General features: G+C 71.9%; 9 protein-coding genes. 3 read left to right on the forward strand and 6 right to left on the reverse strand.

Annotation, left to right across the window (positions count from 1 at the left end; translation table 11 throughout):
- Nucleotides 1-67 precede the first annotated feature (67 nt).
- Together ACQEVM_RS15760 and ACQEVM_RS15765 are read left to right on the forward strand one after the other, a co-directional pair.
- Entirely contained in the window at nucleotides 68-652 is a 585-nt protein-coding gene (locus tag ACQEVM_RS15760) for a TetR/AcrR family transcriptional regulator (RefSeq protein ID WP_433079098.1), read from the forward strand.
- A 92-nt stretch (nucleotides 653-744) separates the two neighbouring features.
- On the forward strand, nucleotides 745-1,533 hold the full coding sequence (locus ACQEVM_RS15765) for an SDR family NAD(P)-dependent oxidoreductase (protein WP_433079100.1): 789 nt from the start codon (nucleotides 745-747) through the stop codon (nucleotides 1,531-1,533).
- 69 nt (nucleotides 1,534-1,602) lie between these two features.
- On the opposite strand, the gene ACQEVM_RS15770 is transcribed toward ACQEVM_RS15765, so the two are convergent.
- Nucleotides 1,603-1,917, reverse strand: a complete 315-nt coding sequence (locus tag ACQEVM_RS15770; protein ID WP_433079102.1) for a DUF6225 family protein — start codon at nucleotides 1,915-1,917, stop codon at nucleotides 1,603-1,605.
- An 845-nt stretch (nucleotides 1,918-2,762) separates the two neighbouring features.
- Between ACQEVM_RS15770 and ACQEVM_RS15775 the strand changes: the two genes are divergently transcribed.
- Nucleotides 2,763-3,968 carry a serine hydrolase domain-containing protein gene (locus ACQEVM_RS15775; RefSeq protein ID WP_433079104.1) on the forward strand — a complete coding sequence of 402 codons (1,206 nt, stop codon included), beginning with the start codon at nucleotides 2,763-2,765 and terminating at the stop codon, nucleotides 3,966-3,968.
- A gap of 92 nt (nucleotides 3,969-4,060) precedes the next feature.
- Here the strand turns inward: ACQEVM_RS15775 and sbnA are convergent, their stop codons facing one another.
- Genes sbnA through ACQEVM_RS15800 form a run of 5 tightly spaced genes read right to left on the reverse strand, consistent with a single transcriptional unit; the run spans nucleotide 4,061 to nucleotide 12,465 of the window.
- On the reverse strand, nucleotides 4,061-5,047 hold the full coding sequence (gene sbnA, locus ACQEVM_RS15780; RefSeq protein WP_433079106.1) for a 2,3-diaminopropionate biosynthesis protein SbnA: 987 nt from the start codon (nucleotides 5,045-5,047) through the stop codon (nucleotides 4,061-4,063).
- An 11-nt stretch (nucleotides 5,048-5,058) separates the two neighbouring features.
- Nucleotides 5,059-6,207: a 2,3-diaminopropionate biosynthesis protein SbnB gene (sbnB, locus tag ACQEVM_RS15785; RefSeq protein WP_433079108.1), complete on the reverse strand. Its 1,149-nt coding sequence runs from the start codon at nucleotides 6,205-6,207 to the stop codon at nucleotides 5,059-5,061.
- A complete protein-coding gene (locus ACQEVM_RS15790) occupies nucleotides 6,204-7,205 on the reverse strand; it encodes a TauD/TfdA family dioxygenase (RefSeq protein ID WP_433079110.1) in 1,002 nt (333 codons plus the stop codon). Before ACQEVM_RS15790 ends, sbnB begins: the two co-directional genes overlap by 4 nt.
- Nucleotides 7,202-9,922: a non-ribosomal peptide synthetase gene (locus tag ACQEVM_RS15795; RefSeq protein WP_433079112.1), complete on the reverse strand. Its 2,721-nt coding sequence runs from the start codon at nucleotides 9,920-9,922 to the stop codon at nucleotides 7,202-7,204. Before ACQEVM_RS15795 ends, ACQEVM_RS15790 begins: the two co-directional genes overlap by 4 nt.
- The gene (locus ACQEVM_RS15800) at nucleotides 9,922-12,465 is read right to left on the reverse strand and encodes a Pls/PosA family non-ribosomal peptide synthetase (RefSeq protein ID WP_433079114.1); all 2,544 of its coding nucleotides are present in this window, start codon (nucleotides 12,463-12,465) and stop codon (nucleotides 9,922-9,924) included. The genes ACQEVM_RS15795 and ACQEVM_RS15800 overlap by 1 nt, the downstream gene beginning before the upstream one ends.
- Nucleotides 12,466-12,491 lie beyond the last annotated feature (26 nt).

Below are 12,491 nucleotides of genomic sequence, written 5' to 3' on the forward strand. Positions count from 1 at the left end.
CTCGTGCACCACGATCCGGACCGAACATATTTGACTGATCGTTTCAGAACGGTCTAGGCTTCCCGATGTGGCCAGGACCAAGGAATTCGATCCGGACGTCGCGCTGCGGGCAGCGCTGGAGCTGTTCTGGCGGCGCGGCTACGAGGCGACGTCGATGGCGGATCTCGTCGAACACCTCGGCGTGGGGCGGGCGAGCATCTACGCCACCTTCGGCAACAAGCACGCGCTGTACCTGAAGGCGTTGGACCGGTACGCGGAAAGCCGGGACCCGGGGCTCCTGTCGGAACTGTCCCAGCCGGGACCGGCCTTGCCGGCCGTGCGCGCGGTCGTGCGCCGCTTCGCCGACGAGGTCGGATCCGAAGGCGGACGCCTGGACGGATGCTTCATCGTCAATGCCGCCGCCGAACTGGGGGCGCGCGACGCGGGAGCCGCCCGTCGGGTCGAGGCGAGCTGGAGCCACCTCGAGACCCTGCTGCACTCGGCGCTCACACGGGCCCGCGCCCAGGGCGAACTGCCCGAGGGGCGCGATCCGCGCGCGCTCGCCCGGATGCTCCTGGTGCTGATGCAGGGCCTGCGCGTGGTCGGCAAGGTCTCGGCTGATCCCGCCCGGGTGCGGGAGGCGGCCGAGCAGGCGCTGGAGTTGCTCGACTGAGGGGCCGCCCCGGATCGTGTTCGCCCCGCCTTCATTCTAGAACGTCCGGTCAAAAAATGATCGATCCGTTACTCGACAAGGAGCCTCACCCGATGCCCACATCCAAGCCCGCATCCGTCTCCACGCGCTTCGTCGACCAGAGTGTGCTCGTCACCGGCGCCGGCTCCGGCATCGGCCGGACCGTCGCCCTCGCCTTCGCCGCCGAGGGGGCCCGCGTGGTCGTGGCCGGCCGCACGGCCGCCTCGTTGGACGAGACGGTGGCGCTCATCGAGAAGCAGGGAGGCACGGCCGTCGCGGTCACCGCGGACGTGACCCGCTCCGAAGACGTCCGGGCCCTGGTCGACCGCACGGTCGAACGCTTCGGCAGCCTCGACGTCGCCGTCAACAACGCGGGGGTCTTCCGGGGCGGGGCGCCCGTCGCCGACCTGCCCGAGGAGGAGTGGCGCACCATGCTCGACGTCAATGTGACCGGTGTGCTCCTCGGCCTCCAGGCCGAGGTCGCCCAGATGCGTCGTCAACCGACCGGCGGGGCGATCGTCAACATCTCCTCCAACCTGGGTGCACACGCCCGCGTCCAGGGCGCGGCCGGCTACATCGCGACCAAGGCGGCCGTCTCCGCCCTGACCCGCGCCGCCGCCCTCGACCACATAGCCGACGGGGTGCGCGTGAACGCGGTCAGCCCCGGCCCGTCGGCCACCGCAATGTCCCTGGAGCCGGGCGAGAGCGACGCGGACCGCGCGCTCCGCATGAAGGGCGAGTCGCCCCTGGGTCGGGTGTCCTCCACCGAGGAGATCGCGGCGGCCGTGCTGTACCTGGCCTCGCGGGACGCCGCTTCCGTGGTCGGCGCCGACCTGGTGGTCGACGGTGGCGCCTCCGCCTGAACCGTGCGAAGCCCCGCCGGGTGCGCTGTTCGGCGCCTGGCGGGGCGGGTGGGGGAGCGCGCGAGAGGGTCAGTCCACGTCGAGGTGGTACACGCCCGCCTTGGCGTCGGCGAAGAGGGTGAACCGCACCTCGGGAGCCGTGTCCCCGCCCCGGGAGGGGTCCGAGTCGGCGAAGTGCGAGGGGTCGTTGAGGTCCGTGAGGTCCGCGAGGTCGACCTCCACGGGTTCGGCGTCGACCAGGACGAACTCGCCGTAGGCGTCGAAGTCGCCCGGCGCGTCCGCCACGCCGACGTGGATCGGGGTGTCGTCGGGGAGTCCCGCGAGGACGGACCGGAGGCGCCCGGCGGTCCAGACCTGAGGTGTGTGCTCGAACGTGTCTGCCATGAGCCGAGGGTAGTGGCGCCGCCGCGGCGCCCCCGGTACCGCCGCGCCGAGCCCTCCGGGCGGGCGCACCCCGGCCGGACGGGCACGACACGGTGGCGCGCGAACGAGTCACCCGGCCCGGGCGCGACCGCCGCACCGCGGGCGACCGCCCGGGTCCGAGGGTTCACGACCACCGGGCATGTGTTCCACAAGTCCACCCCGGCGGCCAGGAGCCCTCGTGTCGCCCGTGCCTCGGCGGGGGTCCACGCGGAGCGCTCGCCCGCGAACAACTTCTCGTAGGCGCCGTCGTGGGTCGACTCCTGCCGCGGCAGCCGATCGACGGCGTCCAGGCCGCGGGCCAGATCCTCGAAGAAGTTCCACGCCTCCAACACCGCACCCGGCGGCGCCACGCGACCATCCGGATCGTCCAGCCATCGCTGGACCCGCGTCAGGTCCAGCAGAGCGACCTCGTGGGCCGCGAGCCCGCGCCCCCGTCGATCCGCGTACGTCCTCGCCCGCCGGGCCGTCGCGAACACCGGCAGGCAACGGCGTCCGGCCGCCGGCACGGCGAACACCCGGTCGGGCGTGTCGCCACGTCCGCCGAGCCACAGCACCACCGCGCCGCGTTCACGTCCGCGCACCCGGTACGCGTACAGCCGGCCGCCCCCGACGCTCTGCCGGAACGCGTCCGGCCCGTCACCCTCGATCTCCGTCACCCGCCCACCCTGACAGGACCCGCCCGGCAACGGCACGGCAGGTCCCTCGGCGGCCCGACCGCCGCCCGTACGATTCCTGCGCGGACCGGGCGCGACCAGGGCGTTTCCAGGCGGAATGCGCCCCTGCGGATGCTCGCCCACACTGTGGGGATGAGGCGTACTCGGACGGTACTGCTCTCCCTCGCCGGCCTGCTCGCCGCGGTCGTTCCGGCCGGGACCGCCACGTCGATGCCCACCGCCCCCGCGCCGCAGGGCTGCGCCGCCTCGCCGGGCCCCGCCCGGGGCCAAGCGCGGCAGGTCCTCGACATCGCCGAGCGGGCGCGGCGGGAGTTCGACCTGAACTCGGTGATCCTGCGCGTCACGTCCGGCGACAAGGACCTGCTCACCACGGCCCTCGGCGAGTCGATGACGGGGGTCCCCGCCCGACCGTCGATGCACTTCCGCACGGGATCCGTGGGCATCGTCTACATGGCGACCGCCCTGCTCCAACTCGTCGAGCAGGGCAAGGCCACACTGGACGATCCGGTCTCCCGTTGGTTGCCCGACCTGCCGCACGGCTCGGAGATCACCCTGCGGATGCTCGGCGCCTCCACTTCGGGCCTCCACGACTACGTCACCGACCCGAAGTTCCTCGCCGCCCTCGAAGCCGCCCCCTTCCGCGAGTGGACGGCGCGCGACGTCGACGAGTACGCCACCTCACAGCCCCTCCTCTACCGGCCCGGAACCAACTGGAGCTACTCGCACGCCAACTTCCAACTCCTCGGCGCGGCACTGGAGAAGATCAGCGGCATGCCGTTGCAGCGCCTGCTCGCCGAACGCGTGATCGGCCCGCTCGGCCTGAGCCGGACGGGCAACCAGTACACCCCGGAGATCCCGGCCCCCGTACTGCACGCCTTCACCTCGGAGCGCGGCACGTACGAGGAATCGACCTTCTGGAACCCGTCGTGGACCACGGCCCGCGGCGCCGTCCTCACCGGCGACATCTGCGACCTGGCCCGCTCGGCCCGGGGCATCGGCACCGGTGAGTTGCTGTCCGCGCAGTCCTTCAAGACCCAGCTCGACCCGGGCACGATCGGCCTGGGCCACGCCACGGCCGACTGTCCGGCCACGGTCTGCCTGACGAACACCCCCGCCACGCACTTCGGATTCGGCGTCCTGGTCATCAACGGCTGGATCCTGACGAACCCGTCCTTCTCGGGATACGCGGCGATCCAGGCCCACCTGCCGGCCGAGGGGCTCTCCATCGCGGTCTCGACCACGAAGGGGCCCAAGAGCCCCGAGGGCAACCAGGCCCAGGAGATCGCCGAGCGCATCGCCGCGGTTCTCACTCCCGAACACCCCCTCACCCTCAAATGACGCCCCCTCGGTCTGGTCAACCGTCGGCCGTGTCGACCCCCACGGCCGGGTTGCGCGCAGGAGTGCAAGGTGTACGTGCGCGCCCGGGGCTCCTACGGGGCGTCGAGGGGATCGGGGCCCAGCAGTTGCAGTCCGGTGTCCTCACCGAAGAGGCCCTCCACCCAGTTGGTCTGGTAGATCGTGTCGAGGTAGCGCTCGCCGAGGTCCGGGGCGATGGCGACCGCGGTGAGGCCCGCGGTGTCGTGCCGGGCCAGCCATTGCGTCGCGCCGCCGACCACCGTGCCGGTCGATCCGCCGAACAGGAAACCCCGTCGGGCCAGGAGACGGCAGGTGCGGATGGTGTCCTTCTCCTCGACGCACACCGCCTCGTCCACGAAGGACTCGTCGAGCAGCGGAGGGCGAACGCTCATCCCCAGACCGGGGATCATGCGGCGCCCGGGCGCTCCGCCGAACGTCACCGATCCGACGCTGTCCACGGCGACGACGGTCACCGGACGGTGCCACCGGCTGAACCAACGGGCACAGCCCATGAGCGTGCCGGTGGTGCCCGCTCCCACGAACAGGACGTCCAGCCGGGGGAAGGCACGGGCGATGGCCGGAGCCGTCCGGTTGTAGTGGGCCCGCCAGTTGGCCGGGTTGGTGTACTGGCTGAGCCACACGTACCGCGGGTCCTGCGCGCACAGCCGGCGCACGTAGTCGAGCCGCGCCGTGAGGAAGCTGCCGTTGTCCTCGTGGCCGGTGACGACGTGGACCTCGCTGCCCAACGCCTCCATCATCAACCGGGTCGCCAGGTTGCAGCGGGAGTCGGTCACACAGACGAACCGGTAGCCCTTGCTCGCCGCGATCACGCTCAGCGCCACGCCCAGGTTCCCGGACGAGGACTCCACGAGGGTCGAACCGGGGGTCAGGATCCCTTCTCGCTCGGCGGACTCCACCATCTCGGCCGCGGCCTTCAACTTGACCGAGCCGGCGAAGTTGAAGCCCTCGCACTTCAGGAACAGCGGGCATCCGAGGGTCGGCCGGAGGTCCACGTACAGCTCTTCCTCGTTGAACGCCTGGGGGACGGATATGACGTGCACGATGGCCTCCTCTATCCGTACCTGCGCACTTCGTGGAAGAAGTGGTCGATGACGCGGAGTTCTCCGGACCGATTCACCTCGTCGTAGACGTATTTGCCGACGGCCAGGTCGAGCACGCCGAGGCCGAACGGGGAGAACACGACGGGCCGGTCCCCGCCCACCGTCACGCGACCGGCCATCACGTCGTCCAACGTCCCGCGGATGAACCGGCGGTCGCCCGTGAGCTGCTCGGTCAGATGCGGCGACGTGGCGGCCCGGAGACAGTGATCGACGTCGTCCACGATGTTGGTCGAGGCCAGCAGGACCCGCGGCGCGAGGTCGCGCAGCGAGATGTGCAGCACCACCGGAGCGTGCGCGAACCACGCGGGGTCCTCCACGTGCGGCCGGTCGGCGACGGTCGCGAAGACCACCAGGTCACTGAGGCGGATCAGACTCTCCGGGTCGTCGTGGACGGTGATCCGGCCCGGCGCGCCCGATTGTTCCAGGTACAGCCGGAAGCCCGCGCAGCTGCGGGCGCTGAGGTCGTGGACCCCGATCTCGTCGAAGGTCCAGCCGGTGGCCGCCAGGAACGTGTGCACGTAGCGCGCGATCAGTCCCGTGCCGAAGAACCCGACGCGTTGCGGCCGGGGCCGGCCGCGGGTGAGCCAGTCGGCGGCCAGGGCGGCGGAGGCCGCGGTTCTGCTCGCGCTGATGATGGAACTCTCCAGGCAGGCGAAGGGGTAGCCCGTGACGGGGTCGTTGAGGATCAGTACGGCCGAGGCCCTGGGCAGGTCCGCCGATACGTTTCCGGGGAAGCTGGAGATCCACTTCAGGCCGTCCACGGGGTCCGCTCCGCCCAGGGAGGCGGGCAACGCGATCATTCGGGACGACGGGCGGTCCGCGAAGCGCAGGAACGTGGAGGGCGGGTTCACCGAACGGCCCGCGCCGTGCAGCCGGTACGTCTCCTCGACCACCTTCACCAGGTGTTCCTCGCGCCCCTGGAGGGCTTGGCGAACCTGCTCTCCCGGGATCACGGCGAACGGGGGAACGGAAAGCGGCTCGGGCGACGCGGCCCGACGAGCCACCGGGTCCGGGCCCGGGTCCGGTGTCGCGCGCGCCGCCGGGCTCCGAGCCGGAGCCCGCGTCGATGTCGCCGTCGTGTGGGCGTCGGTGGTGGTCATGGGACGGTCACCTCGATGGTCGGCGCGCAGTCCGGCAGCCGCAGCGGATCGGCCATGGCCACGACCACGTTCCTCGGACCCCGGAAGGGTTCCCTGGCGTGAGCGGTGCGGAGGTTGTCCAGCAGCAGCAGGTCCCCTGTCTGCCAGGGCCGACGGACGGTCCGGGCCTCGTACACCGAGTTGATGCGCTGGACGGTGTCCTCGGCGAGGGGTTCGCCGTTGCCGTGAAGGGTGTTGAAGGGCAGCCCGTCGGCGCCGTACTCGTCGACGAGGTATTCGCGGATCTCCGGGTCGAGCGTCCATTCGTTGAGGAAGGCGATCTGGTTGAACCAGCACCGTTGCCCGCCGATCGGATGTCGCACCACGGCGCTGCGGCGCTGTGTGGTGCGCAGCGTGCCGTCCGGCAGCCAGTGGAAGTCGATCGCGTTGTCCCGGCAGTGGCGTGCGATCACGTCCCGGTCCTCGGTGCCGAAGGCCTCCGCGACGGAGGCTCCGATCTCGTCGTTGTAGCTGCGGATGAGGATCCACCCCTCCCGTTCGAACCGGTCGGTCAGTTCACTCGGCAGGGCTTCGAGGACCGCCGTCGAGTCGGCCACGGTGGTGGCACCGCCCTCCTCGGGCGCCTGGACGCATCCGAAGAGCATCAGCGACGGGAACGTGTGGGCGTAGCTGAGTTCGTGATGCATGCACATGGGTTGGTTCGTGGGCCACTTCGTCGAGGAGTGGACGCCCTCCGCGTACGTGTGGCGGGGCGCGAATGCCTCCCTCTCGGTCATCGGCGGCGCACCGAGTCGGTGCAGGATCGCGCCGACCCGTGGCGCGCCGTCGATGTCCAGACCGCGTACCAGGACGGCCCCGTGGTCGACGGTCGCCGCGCGCAGGGCGTCCCGGTGTCGGGCGACCCAGTCGGTGGGGTCGGCGGTCTCGACGCGGAGGATGGGGAGTTCGTCCGGCCGGGGGCGGGCGTCCAGGAGCGTGGACGGGAGGGTGACGGTCATCGGATTCTCCTGTCGATCGCGTCGATCGCGTCGATCGCGTCGATCGCGTCGATCGCGTCGATCGCGTCGGGCCGGCGTGCGGCCGGCGGGTCGGGGTGCGGTGGTGCCGAGGGGTCGGGGCGCGCGGTGCGGCTGTCGACCAGCCGGGCGAGGTCGGCGAGTACCGGGTAACGGGTCAGGTCCTTGAGGGAGATCGTGCGGTCCAGGGAGACGGCGACCCTGAGGGCGGCCAGTGAGGTGCCCCCGAGGTCGAAGAACCCGTCCCGGCGGCCGATCCGATCCGCCGGGATGCCCATGGCGCCGGCCCACGCGGCGGCGATGCGCCGTTCGGTGGGCGTACCCGGTGGCCGATGCCGGTCCTCGACCGCCGGGTCGTGTGCGGACGCCAGGGCGATCAGGGCCCGCTTGTCGATCTTGCCGTTGGGGGTCAGCGGCAGGTGCGGGCGCCACTGGAACACGGACGGGACCATGTACGCGGGGAGCCCCGCGCCCAGCCGGTCCCGCACCTCGCCCGCCGGGAGCGGGCCGCTTCCCGTGTAGAAGGCCGCCAGGTACCGGTTGTGGCCCGGGCCCCCCGCGGCCACCACCGCACCGTCGCGGATCCCGGGCACCCGCAACAGGGCGCTGTCGATCTCGTCCACCTCGATGCGGAAACCGCGGATCTTCACCTGGTGGTCCCGGCGCCCGAGGAACTCCAGTGCTCCGTCCGGCAGCCGGCGGCCGTGGTCGCCGCTGCGGTAGAGGCGGCTGCCCGGGCGGTGCGGGTCGGCGCGGAAGACGAGCCGGGTGCGTTCCGGGTCATTGACGTACCCGCGGCCCACGCAGACGCCCGAGAGCACGATCTCGCCGGGAGCGCCGAGCGGAACGGGCGACAGGTCCGCGTCGACGACGTAGACGCGAACGTTGTTCACCGGCCGGCCGAGGGGGACGCGAGCGGAGTCCGGCGCCCGGTCCATGACGTGGTGGTTGGTGTCGTCGGAGGTCTCGGTGAGCCCGTACGCGTTGACCAGTCGTACGCCGGGCGCGGTGGCGAACCAGCGCTGGACGAGTTCCCGCCGGACCGCCTCGCCGGTGACGCAGACGCAACGCAGGTCCGGCAGCTCGCGGGGGGCGCGCTCCAGACACGACAGGATCGCGTCGAGATAGGAGGGCACCACCTGGAGCACGTTCACCCGACCCAGGACGAGGGTGTCGAGGAAGCGCGGGACGTCCAGCACGGCCTCCTGTTCGACCAGGTGCGTCCGGCCGCCGGTGAGCAGGGCGGAGAGCAGTTGCCACAGGGAGATGTCGAAGCACTGGGGCGCGCTCTGGGCGACGACCGTTCCCCGGCCGATCCCCAGGTCGTCGATCTTGGCGTAGAGGTGGTTGAGCAGGCCGGCGTGCTCGCACATCGCCCCCTTGGGTTCGCCGGTGGAACCCGAGGTGAAGTAGATGTAGGCCGCAGACTCCGGGCGGACGTGCACGCCGGGGTCCGTGGCGTCCGGACTCTCGTCGTCCGCCGCCTCGACGGGCAGGACCCGGACCTCCGGCATGGAGGCCAGCGCCCGGTCGAGCGGGTCGGTGTCGCCGGACCCGACCAGTGCGAAGCGGCACGCGGCCCGACCGAGCATCGCGGCGACGCGGTCGGCCGGGAAGTGCGGTTCGACGGGCAGGTAGACGCCGCCCGCCTTCAGGACCCCGATGACGGCTGCGGTCCAGCCGAGGTCGCGCTCGCTGACCACGGCCACCACGTCCTCCGCGCACAGGCCTCGAGACAGCAGGGCGCGGGCCAGCCGGTTGGCGCGTGCGTCGAGTTCCCCGTACGTCCACTGCCGCCCGCCGCGCACGACGGCGACCGCGTTCGGGTGCGCCCTCGCCTGTCGCGCGAAGACCTCGTGGGCTCGCAGCGGCGGCAGGTCCCGAGAGGGTCCGGCGAGTTCCTCGATCTGGTGGTGGAGTTCGGCCGCCCCCAGGAGGCTCTGTGGCCCCGGTGCGGCGTCCGGGTCGGCGATGAGCAGTTCCAGCGCGGTGCGGTGGTACCCCGCGATCCGCGCGGCGCAGTCGCGGTCGTACGCGTCCGTCCGGTGACGCAGCCGCCACTCGCGCCGACCGTCCTCGCGGCGCGTGACCGACATCCGCAGGGGCGGGCCGACGTCGGGGCGGGCGCCGGGCCCGTCGTCCTCACCGAACGGATCGAACACGATCACCGGCACGGAACCGGGGACCGGCGGCGGCCGGTGCCCGTCGACGTCGACGGACGGCTCGCGGCGGGCCGCCGGTGCGCCGGGCATCGCGGACAGCGCCCGATGCACGTCGAGCACCAGCGTCCGCCAGGAATCGGTCGTGATCGTCACGCGGCAGGGCAGCGGGTCGCGGCCCGGGGCGGTGACGCAGGCTCCCACGACCTCGGACTCCCCGGACAGCGCGCCGAGGACCTTGAGGTGCGCGGCGGTCAGCACCGACGCCGGGCTCACGCCGAGACGGTCGGCGAGGCGGTCGAGGTCGGCCAGGAGGTCATCGGGGATCACCAGGCGGTGGGCGGACGTGCCCGGTACCGGTGTACGGGTCCATCGCGGGACGGTCGTGAAACCTCCCGCCGAGTCCCGGCCCGAGTCCGAGTCCCAGTCCGAGCCCGAGCCCGAGTCCGAGCCCGAGTCCCGGTCCGTGTCCGACCCCGGTTCCGGGTGCGTGCCCGTGGGGTCGGGGAACCGCTCGTCCGTCGTCCCGGTCCTGCCCATCACTGCCACCTCCGCTGCCGCGAGTCCTCGTCCGGGCCGATCTGCCGGGCCGGATTCCCGCCCCAGTGCGCGTTCCGCGGCACCGTCTCGCCCTTCATGACGAAGGAATCGGGAGCGATCACCGCGCCCTCGCCGACCGTCACGCCGTAGTGCACCAGGGCGCCGACGCCGACCGTGCAGTGCGAACCGAGCGTGGTGGTGTCCGACTTGAAGGCGCCGTCCTCCTGCGAGTGGCACTGCACCGCGCTGCCGGCGTTGAGGGTGCAGCGGTCCCCCAGGGTGACCATCGGCCGTTCGCTCAGACCGCAGCCGTCGTCGAAGAGTTCGCGGCCGATCCGGGCGCCCAGCAGACGCCACAGCGGGCCCTTGAACGGGGTGCCGTCGTAGAGCCGCAGGTAGGCGTCCGACGGCACCTTCCAGTACCGTTCGCGCCGCCAGAAGCGGACGTCGTAGATCGAGCAGAACAGCGGGCCGGGGGAGTGCAGCGCCGTGACGGCCCGCTCGACGAGCACGAAGTACACCGTGCCGAGGAGCACGACGAGCACGTTGGCCAGCGCGATCACCACCGCCCCGAGCACGTCGTAGAGTTCCGCCGCGACCGCGAAGAGCAGGGTGACCAGGAAGAAGTACAGCCAGCGCACACCGAGGTACCACGCCATGGTGGCGGCGTTGTGCCGGTTCTTGGCGGGCAGCAGGCGCCGCAGGTCCGCACCGCTCCTCAACTCGTCGAAGCCGCTGTCCCGCAGCACCGACCGGGGAATCTCGAAGCTCGGCGAGCCCAGCAGGCCCACACCCTCCCTGATCGCCCCGTCGACGGGCACCATGACCTTCGTCGCGAGCAGGCAGTTGTCGCCCGTCCGGCCCCGTGCCGGGTAGGCGATCCGGTTCCCGAGGAAGTTGCGGGGGCCGATCGCGACCCGGGACACGCGGAACGAACTCCCGGAGAATTCGGCGTTGTTGATCGACAGGCCGTCGGCGACCATGGTTCCGCTGCCCACGGAACTGAGGTACGGCGAGTCCTGCTTCACCTCCGTGCCGAAGTTCGACCCGGTCTGCACGACGCGCGAGAGGTCGTATCCGAGGCACCACCGCAGGTGGTGGACGACGGCGGAACTGTCGCCGAAGAGCCGGTTCAGGAAACGCCTGTTGGTCATCAGCGTGATCACCCGGTGCACCCCGTGGTGGAACCCGTACAGCCGGTACACCCGACCCGCGGTGAGGGCTCGGCTCAGCAGGCGGGGAACGACGGCGATCACCAGGAGGCCCAGCGGAACGGCTCCGAAGAAGACCACCACCGAGGCGGTCAGCGCCTCCACGTAGAACGTCCAGGAGGAGAGCGCGGTGGGACCGGGCTCCAGGACCGAGGCGAGCTGCGGGGCCTCGGCCAGCAGGAGGCCCACCCCGCCGAACGTCAGCGGCAGGTACACGAGCAGCACGGCCAGGACCTGCAGGACGCCGTGCAGCGCCCGGCGCCAGGTGCCGCAGTCGGCCGGGTCGACCATCTGGAAGTCCACCGGGGCCGGCTGCGCGGGAGAGCCGTGCCAGTGCGCGCCGGCGGGCACCGTCTGCCCGCTGTGCAGGCTGGAGGCGTGGCCGAGCCGGGCGCGGTCGCCCAGGCCGGTGGCGATGTCCAGGACGGTCGCGTCGCCGACCACCGAGTCCGCGCCGAGCGTGACGGGACCCGTCTGGATCAGGCCGTCGTGGGCCCGGTAGCAGCTGAGGTAGGCGTCCTTGCGGACCACTGCTCCGGAACCGATGGTCAGCAGGTCCGTGCACACGGGCACGATCCGGGAGAAGACGGCGACGCCGGGTCCGATCCGCGCGCCCAGTGCCCTGAGGTAGAGGACGTAGAGCGGCGAGCCGACGAACAGCACCAGGGGGTCGGAGCGCACGAGCGTCTTGACCACCCAGAAGCGGACGTAGCGCACGCTCCAGACGCGGACCTGGGACGGCCGCCACCGGCCGATGAGCACCCACTTCACCAGGATCGGAAAGCCGCACAACCAGACGAGGACGACCAGGCCGAACAGCACCGCCCGCAGGTACACCCCGACGACTCCCGACCCCGCGGAGATCCACTGGTACCCGAGGACGCCCGCGAGGGCGAGGAGGTAGGAGTAGCCGAGGAAGGCCAGCAGTTGGAGCCCGCCGCAGAGCAGGTGGCGCGGCACGCCGACCGGGTCAGGGAGCACCGGCGGCCTCGGCCCGGCGGGCTCGAACGCCTCGCCGGGGGGCTCGGGAGCGGGCGCCGAGAGCGCCGTCGCGAGACTTCGGATCGTCGGATTCCGGTAGATGTCCTTCATCGACACGGGCGGCAGCCCCTCGGACTTGCGGACCCGCGCGCAGAAGTGCGCCATCACCATCGAGTCGGCGCCCAGTTCGTCGAAGAAGTGGCTGCGCACCGGCACCCGCTCGACGTGGGTGACGTCCGCCAGGATCGAGGCGAGCATCCCCTCGACGGCGGTGTGCGGGGCGTGGGGATCGCCCCGGGCGCAAGCCCCCTCCCGATCGGGGGTCAACGCCTCGGTGGGCCTAGCCGTCATGGTGGGCTCCCTCGGTTTCCGATGGC

Source organism: Streptomyces sp. CA-243310 (genome assembly GCF_050936775.1).
Taxonomy (GTDB): Bacteria; Actinomycetota; Actinomycetes; order Streptomycetales; family Streptomycetaceae; genus Streptomyces.

Coding starts and splice junctions, on each gene's coding strand:
- ACQEVM_RS15795 (WP_433079112.1), bottom strand. CDS start 9,922: ATGGGCAGGACCGGGACGACGGACGAGCGGTTCCCCGACCCCACGGGC.
- ACQEVM_RS15775 (WP_433079104.1), top strand. CDS start 2,763: ATGAGGCGTACTCGGACGGTACTGCTCTCCCTCGCCGGCCTGCTCGCC.
- ACQEVM_RS15790 (WP_433079110.1), bottom strand. CDS start 7,205: ATGACCGTCACCCTCCCGTCCACGCTCCTGGACGCCCGCCCCCGGCCG.
- ACQEVM_RS15770 (WP_433079102.1), bottom strand. CDS start 1,917: ATGGCAGACACGTTCGAGCACACACCTCAGGTCTGGACCGCCGGGCGC.
- sbnB (WP_433079108.1), bottom strand. CDS start 6,207: ATGACCACCACCGACGCCCACACGACGGCGACATCGACGCGGGCTCCG.
- ACQEVM_RS15765 (WP_433079100.1), top strand. CDS start 745: ATGCCCACATCCAAGCCCGCATCCGTCTCCACGCGCTTCGTCGACCAG.
- ACQEVM_RS15800 (WP_433079114.1), bottom strand. CDS start 12,465: ATGACGGCTAGGCCCACCGAGGCGTTGACCCCCGATCGGGAGGGGGCT.